The sequence below is a fragment of the Agrobacterium tumefaciens genome (assembly GCF_013318015.2).
GTDB lineage: Bacteria > Pseudomonadota > Alphaproteobacteria > Rhizobiales > Rhizobiaceae > Agrobacterium > Agrobacterium tumefaciens.
The window spans coordinates 1,459,739-1,474,501 of the sequence record NZ_CP115842.1 but is presented as its reverse complement, the minus strand read 5'-3'; the positions used below and the strand labels follow the sequence as shown (position 1 = coordinate 1,474,501).

Here is a 14,763-nt window from a genome sequence, read left to right as displayed (position 1 = left end):
TTATCCCCTTGCCTCTGCGATCACCGCACCGATCGTTCGTTCCACGAGGGTTATCTTGAAGCGATTTTGCTCCGTCGGGCGAGCGTCGCCGAGAAGTGCCGCACTTGCGGCTTTTGCACCGCTCTTCAGCTCCTGGTCACCTGAGCCTGTTCGCCAGGGCTTGTGAGCGACGCCACCGACAGCCACGCGGCCGGTGCCATCCGGCTGGATCACCGCAGCAACGGATACGAGCGCAAACGCGTAGGAGGCCCGATCGCGCACCTTGCGATAGATATGCTTGCCCCCAATTGGCTTCGGCAGCGTGACCGCAGTTATGAACTCGCCCGGCTCCAGGACCGTCTCGATGTGTGGGGTATCGCCGGGAAGCCTGTGAAAGTCTGCGATCGGGATTGCGCGGCTACGGCCGTCGCCATTGACCGTTTCGACGGTTGCGTCGAGCGCCCTCATCGCAACAGCCATGTCGCTGGGATGGGTGGCGATACAGGATTCGCTGCTTCCGACGACTGCATGCTGTCGCGAAAAACCGCCAAGGGCCGAACATCCGCTTCCCGGCTGCCGCTTGTTGCACGGTTGGTTGGTGTCATAGAAATACGGACAGCGCGTGCGCTGGAGGAGATTGCCCGCGGTGGTGGCCTTGTTTCGCAGTTGACCAGACGCCCCGGCGACCAAGGCGCGGGTAAGCAAACCATAGTCGCGACGGACAGTCTCGTCGCTTGCCAGATCGGTATTGCGGACCAGAGCCCCTATGCGCAGACCGCCATCAGAGGTGGTTTCGATCTTGTCGAGACCAACTCCGTTGATGTCGATGAGATGCGCCGGGTGCTCGATCTCCAGCTTCATCAAGTCCAGGATATTTGTCCCGCCGGCGATGAATTTGGCTCCCGGATTGGCTGCTGCCGCTTTCGCTGCCGCCTGAGCCGTTGTGGCTCGCTCGTATGTGAAGGCTCTCATGCTTCGATCCCCCCGACTTCGGCAATTGCATCGAGAATGTTCGAGTAGGCGCCGCATCGACAGATGTTTCCGCTCATTCGTTCCCGAACTTCTGCCGCGGTGACTTCCACCTTTGCGGAAATGTCTGCAGTGGCGTGGCTTGGGATATTCGACTTGATTTCCTCCAAGACCGCCACGGAGGAACAGATTTGTCCGGGAGTACAGTAACCACACTGAAAACCGTCGTGTTTGATGAATGCGGCTTGCATGGGATGCAGGTTTCCAGGTTGTCCGAGGCCCTCGATGGTGGTGACCTCGTCACCGTCGTGCATCACAGCCAACGTCAGGCACGAATTGATCCGGCGTCCATCCACCATCACGGTACAAGCGCCGCACTGTCCGTGATCGCAGCCTTTCTTTGTGCCGGTTAGATGAAGGTGCTCGCGCAAGGCGTCGAGCAAGCTCGTGCGATTGTCGAGTTCGAGATCACGCATCTCGCCGTTCACTTTGAAGGAAACACTTGTCTTGAAATTCATTTCTTCCCCCGAGGACTGTGCTGCGGCTCCTTTTGCCGCAACTCCCGTGACAGCAATTGCCGCCGCCGAGGAAACAAGTAAGTCCCGCCGCGAAAGTTCCAAATGTGAGTGATCTCTCATCTCCAGCTCCATTCGTTGTTGATGGCCTGGCGCATTCGGAGAAACGCCATATCTCAACATAGGGAAGCAAAAGAAGATGATTAGATGCGCCTTTTCGCTAACACTTATTAGCGAGGCTCATAAATCGGCATACGCGATCCATGGGGCAGCCACCGTCAGCCGCCCACTGTCACCCAGGCTGTCTTTCGAGAGATGGAGTAGACCACGCGCTCATAAAACTAACGCATCTGGCAGAGTTGCGACAATTGCGACCCCGTCCAGCGCCTCGCGAGTTCGCTGGCATCCACCGTGCCGGGCAGGAGGCTTCCCAGCTCACCGCCGATCTGAATTTGAGCATCGGTGATTTTGCATGCTCTTTCGTTGACTGAAACGATCACCGCAATCTCCGACTGCATCGGTGGCATCTCGAAAAGCGCGTCGGGAGGGCTTTCGCAAGTAACTATGGCCGTAGCTCTGAGAGTGGAGTTTTGATCCACGCCACGGCAAAGTTCTGCGGATTGCACGCGGAAACTACGAGTTTGGTTGGGCCCAGCTGGGAGCTGCTCACAAACCTGTGCTGAGGAAACTGCCCCTGCAATGAGCGGCCATTCAGGCCGCCCAACCAGAGAAAAGCAATTTGCGAAAACGGGGGCGGTCGAGGCGACGAGCGACGCCATACATACAAACAGCGCTGGGATAGGATGTTTCACGGTGCCAGGCTCCTCCACGTCTTTCAGACAGTTGTAAAGCTGGATTGCGGCTTTTTCGCTTCGAATGCAGCAAGAGCCGGTTAATCGATCCGTATATGCGCCGTTTGGTCGCGCCTTTCTGGCGGGGAGGATGGCCCACATCCATCTGGTACCTTCTCACGACAACGGATGAATGAGAAAAGTTTAGTCGGCTCCAAGTTTCCTGTGTCAAATGGCATAAAAAAAGAGCGGCCAGAGCCGCCCTTTTTATGGAATATTTACGCCGCCCCTGGCCGATTGATCGTCAGGAAGTGACGAACGACGGGTTTGTCCGGACCAACATGGTAGGTCAGAACCTTTCCCTGCACGTCTGCATCGGCGTTGGAAACCCGCTTGTGCTGGCGGAGGTGCTCAGCCCAGGATTCCACCATGAACCACTCGACGATCTTTTCCGGATCGGCGGAATCTTCCGTCACACCCCACCCATAGGCACCATCGCGGCGGCGTTCTTGAGAGAGGTGGTCGAGAGCACGCAGGAAGGCTGAACGATGCTGTTTCTCGACCTTGTACTCGATGAGGATCAGGACAGGACCACGGTCATGAGCAACAGGCTCGGCGACCAGCGGTTCCGGCCAGTGGTTGGACGGCACCATGTCGGCGTCACCAGCCGGGAGCTTTACTCGGTACATGATGAACCCTGCAACGAGCAAGCCAGCTGCACCGATAAGCAATGTCGTCTGAATTCCAACGGCTTCGCCCACAGCACCCCAGCCGAGGCTGCCCGCCGTCATGGCTCCGTTGAATACGGTCAGATAGACAGCGAGGCCACGCCCACGCACCCAGTTGGGCAGAACAGCCTGGGCTGCGCCGTTCAGGGTCGTCAGGGCGGTGATCCAAGCACCACCGAGGAACAGAAGAGCGATAATGGCGACGATCTTCGGCGGGGCGAGCGAAAGGACACCCATGACAACTGCGGTGATCACCGCTGCGCCAAGAAGCAAACCATCCGAGCTCAGGCGTTCGCGTAGCCTCGGCATGACCAATGCTCCACCGATCGCACCGGCGCCGACCGCACCAAGCAGAATACCGTAGAAGCTGGCATCACCACCCAGCAGTTGACGGGCAACCAGCGGAAGAAGTGCCCAGACGGCACTGGCGAATGCGAAGAAGATGGCGGCACGAAGAAGGACGACATGCAGGGGGCGGCTTGAGCGAGTGTAACGTAGGCCAGCCCTGAACGCGCCGAAGAAGTTCTCTTGTAGAGCGTCGTTGGCGTTTTTGGCACGTGGCCACCACACCAGAGCCGCGATAACGAAGATGTAGCTTGCAACGTCTGCGCCATAGGTGATCCCCGCCCCGAACGCTGCCAGAAGCAAACCGCCAGCAGCTGGGCCGATGGAACGAGCGATATTGATGCCGAGGGAGTTGAGAGCGACAGCGCTCTTCACTTCCTCGCGTTTCACCAGTTCAGGAACAATCGCCTGCCAGGTCGGGCCCATCAATGCGGCACCAATGCCGCCGAGGAAGGTCAGGCCGATCAGTGCGCTCACGGAAAGCATGCCTGTCTGCGAGAGGACCATCAGCGAGATACTTACGAAGGCCAGCAGGATCTGGACCGCAATCAGGAACTTGCGGCGATCCAGAATGTCGGTGAGAACGCCTGCCGGAATGGCAAGCAGGAAGATCGGCAATGTTCCGGCCGCCTGAACCATGGCGACTGCAGCAGGCGTTGCCGAGAGGTCCGTCATCAGCCATGAGCTTGCGACATCGCGCATGAAGCTTCCGGTATTGCCGAGAACCGTTGCAATCCACAGGACCGCGAAGACGGGCTGTGCGAGAGGAGCAAAAGTGCCCCCGGATGTTTTCGCGGCGCTCATTTACCCGCTCCCTTTGCAAGGTCGGCCGCTGCAACGAAGATGAATGCACCGGCCAGACCGATGTGTTCGAAGAAGGCGTTCGTTGCCATCATGCGGTCCATGCCGGGCGCCATTTCCCAGAAGCGAAGAGCAATGAACGTTGCGAGAAGCGTAAAGCCTGCAAGTGCGAGTGCGCCTGCCCAGCGCAGGAAGCCCGAGACCACCATCGCGGAGGCCGTAAGCTCGAACACGATGACGACGACGGCAAAGAGAGCGGCAGGGTGCAGACCGAAATGATTCATCTCAGCAAGCGCGCCATTGAAATCGAAAATCTTGGTGAGTGGACCCTGGATGTAGGCAGCGCAGAGAGCAAGCAGCGATACAGTTCTCGTAATGGGAGAGCCGACGACGCGGGCAAGTCCGCTCAAGGCCGAATTCGATATAGGGGATTGGTAGGTCATATCCTGCTCCTTTTTGGTCGCTGACGGGATCGAGCGGCCGCGTTTGATGGAGCGATATTGGCCGGTGATCGCTCTGCCAACAATTGCAGCAATAGTTTCGATTTAATTGCCAATATTGCAATTATGGGGTCGGATCGCTTGGGCGAACAGAAGTCGCCCAAGCGATGACACGATCAGACTGCCCAGCAAGAGCAGCCAAGAGCGCCGAAGAAACCCTTGAGGTCGGCGATCGGAAGTTTCGAGGTCCAGGCTCCCGCATGGTCGTGACCATGCACGCCGCAATCGCTGGCGCAGCCACAGGTCGAGATAGCCGTGCGCCTTAGAGACCGCGCGCCAGCACCTTCCGGCTCGCCCCATGCAGCATATCCGCCGAACTTGCGGACTGGAGACCAGTCGGGCATTGCAGGCGGCACGTCGTTCTCGTCGAGCGTTTTGAAGTCACCCGCTCCATAGACGATTTTGCCGCCAACCATGGTCAGCTCCGATACCAGGAACGAGATCTCGTCTTCGGCGCAGGAGAAGAAGTCCTTGTCGGGAACGACAAGGTCGGCGAACTGGCCTTTCTCGATACGGCCTTTCTTGCCTTCTTCATTCGAAAACCATGTGACTTTTTCAGTCCACATCCGCAGAGCCGTCTCGCGATCAAGGCAGTTGGCGCGCGGATAGAGTTGCATGCCACCTACCGTCTTGCCGGTCACCATCCAGGACAGCGAGACCCAGGGGTTGTAGGAGGCGACGCGTGTCGCATCCGTGCCGGCAGAAACGTTGACACCCTTGTCGAGCATCTTTCGGATCGGTGGGGTCGCTTCGGCAACGCCTTGGCCATATCGCTCGACAAAATATTCGCCCTGATAGGCCATGCGATGCTGGGTTGCGATGCCGCCACCAAGGGCCGCAATGCGGTCGATGGACCGGTCCGAGATGGTTTCGGCATGGTCGAAGAACCAGTTCAGACCTTCAAGCGGAATGTCCTTGTTGACCTTCTCGAAGACATCAAGCGAACGGGAGATTGTCTCGTCATACGTGGCGTGCATGCGCCATGGCCAACGGTTCTCGGCCAGAACGCGCACCACTTCTTCGAGTTCACCTTCCATTTCCGGCGCCATTTCCGGACGTGGCTGGCGAAAGTCCTCGAAGTCCGCCGCGGAGAAGACCAGCATTTCGCCGGCACCGTTGTGACGGAAATAGTCGTTGCCCTGCTTGTATTTGACCGAAGACGTCCAGTTGAGAAAGTCTTGCTTTTCTTCCTTGGGCTTCTGGGTAAAGAGATTATAGGCCAGACGCACCGTCATCTGGTTCTCATCAGAGAGTTTTTGAATGACCTCGTAGTCATCAGGGTAGTTCTGGAAGCCACCGCCTGCATCAATCACACCCGTTACGCCAAGACGATTGAGCTCACGCATGAAATGGCGGGTGGAGTTGACCTGATAGTCGAGAGGCAGTTTGGGTCCCTTGGCAAGGGTGGAATAGAGAATGCCGGCATTAGGCTTGGCCAGCAACAGGCCAGTCGGATTGCCGTTGGCATCACGGGTGATTTCGCCACCGGGTGGATTGGGCGAATCGCGGGTGTAACCGACGGCGCGCAGTGCAGCACCGTTCAAGAGCGCGCGGTCATAGAGGTGCAGCAGAAATACTGGGGTATCTGGCGCGACCGCGTTGATCTCCTCGATCGTCGGCAGACGCTTCTCCGCAAACTGGTGTTCGGTGAACCCGCCGACAACACGCACCCATTGCGGGGCTGGCGTTATCGCCACCTGGCGCTTGAGCATGTCCATTGCATCTGCCAGCGAGCGCACGCCGTCCCAGCGCAATTCCATATTGTAGTTTAGCCCGCCACGCACAACGTGGGTATGGTTATCGATGAGGCCGGGCAGGACGCGCTTGCCCTTGAGATCGACGATCCTGGTGTTGGAACCAGCAAGGGACATGACCTCGCTGTCCGAACCGACTTCAAGAAACAGTCCATCCTTGATGGCGACCGCGGTCGCGTTTGGATTGGTGCGGTCAAGGGTCGTGAAACGACCGTTATGGAGGATCAGGTCTGGGTGCATGGTATCTATTCCGGTCTGGTTGGGATCGGCGGCATTGGCCTTTGAGAAGAGGTTCGAAAACGCCAGGCTCGAGGCCGCTCCAAGGAAGGTTCGGCGCGTCGTCATCAGCTCCGCTCCTCCAAATTGGTTTGCGAACGATGGGCAATTTCCGGAGAATTTCCGCCCTTCGGCATGTGACCGAACATGTGCGGCTTCACCTGCTGGAGCCAGGAAACCGCTGCCGGCTCCTTGCTCCAGAGCGATTTGGCGAGCGGGATGATCTGCTCACCGACGAGAATGCCGAGCAGGCCGACAAGCGCGATAACGGGCGGAGCAGGCGAACGCACGTTGAGCAGGCTGTAGACGATGCCGACCAGCAGACCCGCGCCAAGAGACAGAAGATAGATTTTCATGAGAGTCATCCTCGTTAAAACGGACAACCGCTCCGATGCGTCACCGGAGCGGTTGATCTGGCTTACTTCGCGGGGTTCGGGCCGATGCGCTTGCCATGGCTGACACGCTCGGCACCGCCGTGGACGTGGGTGACTGCGTAATCGATGCCCATGCCGTAAGCGCCGGAATGCTCCTTCACCAGTGTGGTAACCGCATCGTAGGTTTCCTTGCGAGCCCAGTCGCGCTGCCATTCGAGCAAGACCTGCTGCCAGGTGACGGGTATGACGCCAGCCTGCACCATGCGGTCCATTGCATATTTGTGCGCATCGGAAGAGGTGCCGCCGGAAGCATCGGCGACCATGTAGATTTCGTACTCCGGAACGTCATGCAAAGCAGAGAGTGCAAAGGTCGTGTTGCAGACTTCGGTCCACAGACCGGAGACGACAATCTTCTTGCGGCCGTTGGCAGCATTCTTTGCCAGCGCATCGCGTACGTTCTGATCATCCCAGGAGTTCATCGAGGTGCGTTCAAGGATGTCATTCTGCGGATAGACGGCCAAAAGTTCGGGGAAGGTGTTGCCCGAGAAGCTCTCGGTCTCAACCGTGGTAATCGTGGTTGGCACGTTGAAAATCTTGGCAGCCTTGGCCAAGCCAACGACGTTGTTCTTCAGGGTCTGGCGGTCGATCGATTGAACGCCGAATGCCATCTGCGGCTGCTGATCGATGAAAATGAGCTGGCTGTTGGCGGGGGTAAGAACTTCAAGCTTGGACATGTCAATTCCTCTTCGGTTGTTTTGGACCGCGAATGCGGCCGGTTATGAAATGAGCAGGACCTTTCGGACGGATGCCGTGCCCTGGGACACAGCTTCCAAGACCGTCGGGAGGTGAAACCGATGCTTTCTTTCGCTTGCTGCCTCGGCTGCTGAAAGAAAAGGTAGCGCGACTTGCGACCCCGTAGAATTGCAATATTAATTGCGAATGAATTGCTCTTATCGCAACAATAACCTCTCGATCCGGCTGAGCTGCGGACTTCGCACGGGGCTGCGATACGCGGCCACTCTTTACGAAAACTTCTGAAGGAAATTTGATGCGCAGAGTCGGCCTTGAAGACCTCTGCAGCGTCCTTGGTTTCGCTGCTCGGTGGGAAGCGATTTGGCTGAATTGGCTCTGCGCGGCACTGCCAGTGAACAACGGTTGCGCGGTGTGGGAGCCGCGTAATCCTTGGCAGTCTGCCGTTGAGTATTGACGCGACAAGATGACGGGTCACCGTTGGCATTGACGCCCCATATCGCGATCACGTCGCCTTATACTTGATCTGAACAACCGTTATTCCAAATTGCAGGTGGGTTCGTGCGACCAAGGAGCCAGGCCTGTCACAGCATACTCCCATTCGGGATAGAGCCACGGGCTCACATCAGCCGTGGGATATCGTCAAAGGAGAACGTGGAGAAGCCCGCCGTTGTGGAGTAACTATCCATGGATATGGATAAAGCTATCAGGACGTGGCGATGCCCTCATCGTAGGCAGAAAACACGCCCGCAACCCAGTCTGCAAATACCCGATACTTCACGCTCGGAAACCGGCCCGCTGGCCTAACTATGTGAACAGGATAACGTGGTGGCGCCCAATCTTGCAGGATGGGGACCAGTGCGCCGCGAGCGATATGGGCGCGTGCCAAGAATTCAAATGTCTGTCCAATACCCAGCCCCGCCAATATTCCATGCAAATGCGCAGTCGCATCACTGGTGGAGAGCTTGATCGGGCTGTAGATTTCTATTTTCTCGTCACCATTCATCAATCGCACTGGTGCGGCCTTCAGGCTGCGCGCGAAAAAGTACTGAACGAAAACATGATCACGCTGCAGATCCGATGGCGAAGCTGGCACGCCGTATTTTTCGAGGTACGCCGGGGTGGCGCAGGTTACTATCTCGACGCTGCATAGTTTCTTCGCAACAAGAGATGCGCTGGGCAGATCTCCGGCACGAATGACGCAATCTATTCCCTCTTCAACGATGTCGGCCTGACGTTCTGTCACACCAAGGTGCAACTCGATCTCTGGATAGAGCGCGTAAAACTCTGGCAACCGAGGGATCAGAATCGTATTGGCGAAGGTCCCTCCTACGTCAACACGAAGTTTTCCCCTGGTGGCAAGGCGCCCGCGGGTCGCCTCGTTGTTCATTTCATCGAAATCGGCGATCAGCCGGAGGGCGCGCTCGTAATAAGCAACGCCCTCGGGTGTCACCGTGAGTGAACGTGTCGTTCGTTCCAACAATTTGAGGCTCAAGCTGGCCTCAAGATCCTGAACAAGCTTGCTCACGGTGGACCGTGGCGCACCCATCGTGCTGGCAGCCTTTGCAAAGGATCCGGCCTCGACGACGCGAACAAAGGCTCTGATTGCTCCCAATTGATCCATTGGCATTTCTCCATAGAAGCCCGATCAGTTGCCACAGACACCAGTGAGCGGGGGTTGTTAGGCAGTCAGCGGCTCGAGATTTGCCTGGATCTGGTCACGGAACGCTTCATACCGGCTCGGCAACTTAAGCGCCTCGCCCAGATGTGCCGTGTCCTCGTCCCGGTCAAACCCCGGCTCGTTCGTGGCAATCTCGAACAACACGCCGCCTGGTGTGCGGAAGTAGATTGCCCAGAAATAATCGCGGTCAATGACGGGCGTAACCTGATAACCGGTGTCCATCAGTGCCTTGCGAACTTCGAGTTGCTTTTCGCGGTTTTCGACGGCAAAGGCGATATGGTGAACCGAACCGGCGCCCTGACGGGCAAACGACGTTTTCGGCAGTGCTGCGACATCAATCGTATCGGCGCCGTTTCCATTGGGAATGATAAAGCGGGTCACGTCACCTTCCTTCTCGGCGCGTTGATACCCCATGAAACCAAGAAGCTCTTCTGTCGCGGCAGTATCGTGCAGGCTGAACCGGGCGCCGGCAAAACCGCGGATAGCTGCATCGCCCGGAATGCCGTCCGCCAGCCACGGAGCGCGGTTGTCATCGGCAGATTCAATCAGCGCCAGACTGTCACCGTCCGGACCCATGAATTGAAGTCTGTTGGCGCCAAAGACGGTGTCAGTTTTCAAGCCATCGACACCGTGCGCGGTAAACCGATCCTGCCAGAATTTCAATGCGCCCTTTGGCACGGAGAACTGGGTTTCCCCGACCTCACCAACACCGGGACGACCCAGCATCATGTTCGGGAACGGGAAGTAGGTCATGACGGTGCCTGCGGAGCCGTTCTCGTCACCATAATAAAGGTGGTAGACGTTCGGGTCGTCGAAGTTAACGGTCTGCTTGACGCGACGCAGGCCCAGTGTGTCGGTGAAGAAGCGATTGTTCTGACGCGCATCCGAAGCCATTGAGGTTACGTGATGCAGTCCCTTGATATCCTTGATCATGTCCTTGCCTTTCAATGTCGCCGTTAGTGTTTGGCTGTTGACGAATATCTAGGCCGATTGATCACGCCAGAGAATTGCAATATTCATTTCGACTGCGTTGCTCTTTTTGAAACAATCCCAATGAACGATTACAAAGCTCTGCGAACCTTCCTCCTTGCGGCCGAAAAGCGAAATTTCGCCCAGGTTGCCCGCGAACTCGACATGACGCCGGCTGCAGTCACAAGGGCTATTGCGGCACTTGAAGCCGAACTCGGCGTTCAGCTGTTTGTCCGTACGACCCGGCAAGTGTCGCTGACAACAGACGGTGCGATCTTCGCCGCCCAGATTCAGCCGGCGGTGAAGACGCTTGAAGAAGCGCGCCGCGACGTGATGAACGCTCACAAAGCCGACGAAGGGCGTCTCAGGATCAGTGCGCCGACGTGGTTTGGCAAGGCGGTGCTCCCACCGATCCTCTCCGGCTTCAAAGAGCGGTACCCGAAGATGGGCTTCGAGATATCACTGTCCGACGGACTGGTGAATATCGTTGATGATGACTACGATCTGGCGATCCGCATCTCGTCTCAGCCATCGGACAAGTTCACGATATGGAGGAAAATCCGCGTCGTGCCGCGCATTCTGGTTGCGGCACCGGGAAGCCGGTTTGTCGAGATGCAGCATCCGAACGAGCTGACGCCAGACGATTGCCTCGCCTATAGCGGCGAAAGCCGGCGAGAGAACTGGGTGCTCTCGGACGGCGGCTCGAGCATGACGATATCGGCAGGGCGCGCCTTCAGCGCCAATAATGGTGAGGTTCTGGCCGACATGGCCGCAGATGGAGCAGGCGTTGCCATGCTGCCGAACTTTCATGTCTCGGAACACCTCAAGAGTGGGCGCCTCGTGCACGTCTTCAAGGGCTGGGCCCCACCCGATCTGTGGTTGACCCTCTACTACCCGCCCTATCAGGCTCTGCCTCCCCGCATTGCATCCTTCTCCAAATTCTTCGAGGAGCAGGTTGCGGCGCAGATGGTCATGCTTGACTGATATCCCGGACTGTCCCGCCACAGCGTCCTTGCTGTGCGGAGATCTCGGCCGCGACCCGCGCCTGTAACTGCCAGAGGTTTCGATCGCGAATGCCCTCTGCCTGAAGATCGACGATCGTGTTGTGCAGATACTGGGCACAGGAACCGCCCTCTCCGCAGGCGCTGGCGATCAGTTTTGCGGTCGTTTCCACCGGTAGCGGCGCCGTCAAACCCGCGCGCTTTGTGCTCGCCCAGAATGTCAGAGCCTTCTGGATGCCGTCAGGCGTTTTGACCTTTACCCAGCGCACCATGTCGATGACTTCCCGATACCTGATTTCGCGGGCGACGAGAGCTCGAAGGTCGTCACGCCGCCGCTCGGACGAGAGTTGCAGGATGACACCGTCGCACTGTCCACCACGCTCAAGCGCCATCATCAGACCTGGCTGTGCGCTCGTTGCCCGCCAGCGCTCGATTTTCAGGGAAAACGAACGATGCCAGCCATGGGCGGTGGCGCGTCGCCTGCCGGCTGGCTTGAACTCAGGATTCCAGATCAGGGAACCGTATGCAAACACCCAGATCGGATCGCTATCGGCTTCACGCTCGATAGCGGCAACCAGAGCGTCAAGTTCTGTTTCAGATAACGGCGTCCAGCCCGGCTCTGGGCCGTCGTCACGGACGTCTCTGATAGTCAGGGCTACAAGCTCGGGCGTCAACTGCATCGTCGTCTCGATCGGTAGTACGGCAAGGATTGCATCAGTGGCCGTGGCAGGTTCCGCCACGGCCACCTCTTATCGTCAGGATCGAATGAATGCCAGAAGATCGGCGTTCAGCACATCGGCATTCACGGTCAGCATGCCATGCGAGAAGCCGGGATAGGTCTTCAGCGAACCATTCTTCAGCAGCTTGGCGGACTTCAGTGCAGAATCCGCGATTGGAACGATCTGATCGTCTTCGCCGTGGAGAACGAGCGTCGGCACCGTGATTGCCTTCAGATCTTCCGTCTGGTCGGTTTCGGAGAAGGCCTTGATGCCATCATAGTGCGCCTTTGCACCGCCCATCATGCCCTGGCGCCACCAATTCTGGATTACGCCTTCCTGAACCTTGGCGCCATCGCGGTTAAAACCGTAGAACGGGCCGGCCGGGACATCGCGGAAGAATTGCGCCCGATTGGCCGCCAGCGCCGAACGGAAGCCGTCGAACACTTCGATCGGCAGGCCTTCGGGATTGGCTGCGGTCTTCAGCATCAGCGGCGGGACTGCCGATACCAGAACGGCCTTGGCGACACGACCGGCCGGCTGACCAAACTTCGCCACATAGCGCGCCACTTCGCCACCGCCGGTGGAATGGCCGATATGCACGGCATTTTTCAGATCCAGCGCTTCGACGACAGCGAAAGCGTCGGCGGCATAGTGGTCCATATCATGCCCTTCGGAAACCTGGGCAGAGCGTCCGTGGCCACGGCGATCATGGGCAACGACCCGGTAACCGTTGGCGAGGAAGAACAGCATCTGGGCATCCCAGTCGTCAGACGATAACGGCCAGCCGTGATGGAAGACGACGGGCTGAGCATCCTTGGAGCCCCAATCCTTGTAGAATATTTCGACGCCGTCCTTGGTGGTGATAGTACCCATGGTCTTGTTTCCTTCGATTGATGTGTTGGTGGGGGCAGCGTTTGCTGCGAAGTTGAATACGGGTGAAATGGCCATCGCCGCTGCGGCTGCACCAACTGAAAGCAGTGCGCCACGGCGCGTTATGGAAAAGTCGTTCTGGGTCATTTCACGTCCTGCAAATGTATGGTTTCGTGTTTCAGGCGACGCCGTTGCTCGTCTGATGCGTGGATATTGCTACCAAGTCGCGGGCACAACAATTGAACTAATAATTCATAGTTTGTTGTGAAATTCGCAATGATACGTTCCGGTCGTTATCGGGACAGTGCGGATTGTCCCGATATCTATCATTTCTGCTTTGCCGAGACGGCCTTGGCGGCAGCATCGATGGTATCAGCGACGACCGTCGGCTGCGTCATGAACAGGGCGTGGCTTGCTGAGACCTTGGTGATCTTGGCTTTGATGCGTTCGGCCATATGGATCAGCATTGCCTGGTCGAATGCCTTGTCCTCAGTAGCGATCACAGCCCAGCTGGGCTTGGTACGCCAGGCAGCATGTTCGAGCTTCGTGCCGAACGCCGACATGTTGATCGGGACCTGAGCGTCCCTCATGAACGCAACATCGGCATCGCTAACGTCATGAGCAAAACCAGCCTTGAACTTTGCCGGGCTTACATATCCAAAACCATCCTTCGTGGTTTCGATGACGAATTCCGATGCGGGAGCAAACCCCTGATATTGCTGGGCTGTCGTTTCGCCGGCATCTGGTGAGAGCGCAGAGACATAGACGAGGCCAGCAACCTTTTCATCAACGCCCGCTTCTGTAATGACGGTGCCGCCCCAGGAATGTCCGACCAGAATGACCGGACCGTCCTGCCGCTCGAGAGCACGCTTTGTGGCGGCAACGTCGTCCGCCAGAGAGGTCAGGGGATTCTGGACGATGGTCACGCGGTAACCACGCTTTGTGAGATTGTCGTAGACACCCTTCCAGCCAGAGCCGTCAGCAAAAGCGCCATGGACGAGCACGACGTTTTTTACGGACTGGTTCTGGGAAATGGTGTCGGCAGCGTTTGCCGGCAGTGCGGCAGACAATGCGGCGGCGGCAATTGCAGAAAGGGCTGTTGCGGACTTGCGTGTCATGGCTTCTTCCTTTTTTGTTTTGCGATAACTGTTATCGCGATATACATAAGCTGACAGATGCCGATGCTTCCGTCAAGATAATTCTTATCGCGATATTTATTTTTGCCGTATGATTGGCTATATGTATGTGTGAAGGAGCCTAGAATGACCATACGTCACAACAATCCACCGCCCTTGCACGACCAGCTGTGCTACGCAATTTATACTGCCGGCATTGCCATCCAGCGCGCTTACAAGCCCCTTCTGGATGAGCTGGGGCTGACGTACCCGCAATATCTCGTGCTAAACGTGCTTTGGAGCGGAGATGAGCAAACCGTTGGCGCCATTGCAAACGCCCTCGCATTGGAATCGAGCACACTGACGCCGCTCTTGAAGCGCCTTGAGACAGCCGGCTTGTTGCGCAGGACCAGAAACCTCAGCAATGAGCGGCAGGTGGTGATCGCGTTGACCGAGGAAGGCCGCGAATTGCAGCACAGGGCGGGCTGCCTCAGCGACACCTTGCTTGCAGCTTCAATGCAAACTCCAAAGGAGCTGGCCGATCTGAACCACGACGTCCGCCATCTCCGCGACGCGATCTATTCACAGATCGGCGGGTGGGACGCGCCCGCCTGATCTGCAGGCGC

General features: G+C 57.6%; 15 protein-coding genes. 2 read left to right on the top strand and 13 right to left on the bottom strand.

Annotated elements, in window-relative coordinates; all coding sequences use genetic code 11:
* The 10 genes from G6L97_RS20235 to G6L97_RS20190 form a co-directional block, all read right to left on the bottom strand.
* Complete coding sequence (locus G6L97_RS20235; RefSeq protein ID WP_111828670.1) at positions 1-951, bottom strand: FAD binding domain-containing protein; 951 nt, start codon at positions 949-951, stop codon at positions 1-3.
* Positions 948-1,586 carry an aldehyde dehydrogenase iron-sulfur subunit PaoA gene (gene paoA, locus G6L97_RS20230; protein WP_111828701.1) on the bottom strand — a complete coding sequence of 213 codons (639 nt, stop codon included), beginning with the start codon at positions 1,584-1,586 and terminating at the stop codon, positions 948-950. Before paoA ends, G6L97_RS20235 begins: the two co-directional genes overlap by 4 nt.
* Positions 1,587-1,804: 218 nt before the next feature.
* Positions 1,805-1,981: a hypothetical protein gene (locus tag G6L97_RS20225; protein ID WP_003518350.1), complete on the bottom strand. Its 177-nt coding sequence runs from the start codon at positions 1,979-1,981 to the stop codon at positions 1,805-1,807.
* A 551-nt stretch (positions 1,982-2,532) separates the two neighbouring features.
* The gene (locus G6L97_RS20220; RefSeq protein WP_174003650.1) at positions 2,533-4,131 is read right to left on the bottom strand and encodes an MFS transporter; all 1,599 of its coding nucleotides are present in this window, start codon (positions 4,129-4,131) and stop codon (positions 2,533-2,535) included.
* A complete protein-coding gene (locus G6L97_RS20215) occupies positions 4,128-4,571 on the bottom strand; it encodes a DoxX family protein (RefSeq protein ID WP_019566826.1) in 444 nt (147 codons plus the stop codon). Before G6L97_RS20215 ends, G6L97_RS20220 begins: the two co-directional genes overlap by 4 nt.
* Positions 4,572-4,744: 173 nt before the next feature.
* Positions 4,745-6,727, bottom strand: coding sequence for an amidohydrolase (locus G6L97_RS20210; protein WP_111828668.1), 1,983 nt, complete (start codon positions 6,725-6,727; stop codon positions 4,745-4,747).
* Positions 6,727-7,014: a XapX domain-containing protein gene (locus tag G6L97_RS20205; protein WP_003519470.1), complete on the bottom strand. Its 288-nt coding sequence runs from the start codon at positions 7,012-7,014 to the stop codon at positions 6,727-6,729. The genes G6L97_RS20210 and G6L97_RS20205 overlap by 1 nt, the downstream gene beginning before the upstream one ends.
* A gap of 62 nt (positions 7,015-7,076) precedes the next feature.
* Positions 7,077-7,766 (bottom strand): hydrolase, encoded by a 690-nt coding sequence (locus G6L97_RS20200; RefSeq protein WP_013762171.1) that lies wholly within the window; start codon positions 7,764-7,766, stop codon positions 7,077-7,079.
* Between the two features lie 722 nt (positions 7,767-8,488).
* Positions 8,489-9,406, bottom strand: coding sequence for a LysR family transcriptional regulator (locus G6L97_RS20195; protein WP_003519232.1), 918 nt, complete (start codon positions 9,404-9,406; stop codon positions 8,489-8,491).
* 57 nt (positions 9,407-9,463) lie between these two features.
* Entirely contained in the window at positions 9,464-10,396 is a 933-nt protein-coding gene (locus G6L97_RS20190; RefSeq protein ID WP_003519234.1) for a VOC family protein, read from the bottom strand.
* Positions 10,397-10,516: 120 nt separating this feature from the next.
* On the opposite strand from G6L97_RS20190, the gene G6L97_RS20185 reads away from it, so the two are divergent.
* Entirely contained in the window at positions 10,517-11,416 is a 900-nt protein-coding gene (locus tag G6L97_RS20185) for a LysR family transcriptional regulator (RefSeq protein WP_003519235.1), read from the top strand.
* Here the strand turns inward: G6L97_RS20185 and G6L97_RS20180 are convergent.
* From G6L97_RS20180 to G6L97_RS20170, 3 genes are all read right to left on the bottom strand, one after another.
* Positions 11,403-12,113, bottom strand: coding sequence for a gamma-glutamylcyclotransferase (locus G6L97_RS20180; RefSeq protein ID WP_174003670.1), 711 nt, complete (start codon positions 12,111-12,113; stop codon positions 11,403-11,405). The two genes, G6L97_RS20185 and G6L97_RS20180, sit on opposite strands and share 14 nt — an antisense overlap.
* Positions 12,114-12,188: 75 nt before the next feature.
* The gene (locus G6L97_RS20175; protein ID WP_162632984.1) at positions 12,189-13,169 is read right to left on the bottom strand and encodes an alpha/beta fold hydrolase; all 981 of its coding nucleotides are present in this window, start codon (positions 13,167-13,169) and stop codon (positions 12,189-12,191) included.
* Between the two features lie 179 nt (positions 13,170-13,348).
* On the bottom strand, positions 13,349-14,140 hold the full coding sequence (locus tag G6L97_RS20170; RefSeq protein ID WP_013762166.1) for an alpha/beta fold hydrolase: 792 nt from the start codon (positions 14,138-14,140) through the stop codon (positions 13,349-13,351).
* Positions 14,141-14,284: 144 nt separating this feature from the next.
* On the opposite strand from G6L97_RS20170, the gene G6L97_RS20165 reads away from it, so the two are divergent.
* The gene (locus G6L97_RS20165; protein ID WP_174003648.1) at positions 14,285-14,752 is read left to right on the top strand and encodes a MarR family winged helix-turn-helix transcriptional regulator; all 468 of its coding nucleotides are present in this window, start codon (positions 14,285-14,287) and stop codon (positions 14,750-14,752) included.
* The last annotated feature ends 11 nt before the right edge of the window (positions 14,753-14,763 follow it).

Bases quoted from the DNA above. Each gene is read 5' to 3' on its own strand.
- G6L97_RS20235 (WP_111828670.1), bottom strand. From the start codon at position 951: ATGAGAGCCTTCACATACGAGCGAGCCACAACGGCTCAGGCGGCAGCG.
- paoA (WP_111828701.1), bottom strand. From the start codon at position 1,586: ATGAGAGATCACTCACATTTGGAACTTTCGCGGCGGGACTTACTTGTT.
- G6L97_RS20225 (WP_003518350.1), bottom strand. From the start codon at position 1,981: ATGCAGTCGGAGATTGCGGTGATCGTTTCAGTCAACGAAAGAGCATGC.
- G6L97_RS20220 (WP_174003650.1), bottom strand. From the start codon at position 4,131: ATGAGCGCCGCGAAAACATCCGGGGGCACTTTTGCTCCTCTCGCACAG.
- G6L97_RS20215 (WP_019566826.1), bottom strand. From the start codon at position 4,571: ATGACCTACCAATCCCCTATATCGAATTCGGCCTTGAGCGGACTTGCC.
- G6L97_RS20210 (WP_111828668.1), bottom strand. From the start codon at position 6,727: ATGACGACGCGCCGAACCTTCCTTGGAGCGGCCTCGAGCCTGGCGTTT.
- G6L97_RS20205 (WP_003519470.1), bottom strand. From the start codon at position 7,014: ATGAAAATCTATCTTCTGTCTCTTGGCGCGGGTCTGCTGGTCGGCATC.
- G6L97_RS20200 (WP_013762171.1), bottom strand. From the start codon at position 7,766: ATGTCCAAGCTTGAAGTTCTTACCCCCGCCAACAGCCAGCTCATTTTC.
- G6L97_RS20195 (WP_003519232.1), bottom strand. From the start codon at position 9,406: ATGGATCAATTGGGAGCAATCAGAGCCTTTGTTCGCGTCGTCGAGGCC.
- G6L97_RS20190 (WP_003519234.1), bottom strand. From the start codon at position 10,396: ATGATCAAGGATATCAAGGGACTGCATCACGTAACCTCAATGGCTTCG.
- G6L97_RS20185 (WP_003519235.1), top strand. From the start codon at position 10,517: ATGAACGATTACAAAGCTCTGCGAACCTTCCTCCTTGCGGCCGAAAAG.
- G6L97_RS20180 (WP_174003670.1), bottom strand. From the start codon at position 12,113: ATGCAGTTGACGCCCGAGCTTGTAGCCCTGACTATCAGAGACGTCCGT.
- G6L97_RS20175 (WP_162632984.1), bottom strand. From the start codon at position 13,169: ATGACCCAGAACGACTTTTCCATAACGCGCCGTGGCGCACTGCTTTCA.
- G6L97_RS20170 (WP_013762166.1), bottom strand. From the start codon at position 14,140: ATGACACGCAAGTCCGCAACAGCCCTTTCTGCAATTGCCGCCGCCGCA.
- G6L97_RS20165 (WP_174003648.1), top strand. From the start codon at position 14,285: ATGACCATACGTCACAACAATCCACCGCCCTTGCACGACCAGCTGTGC.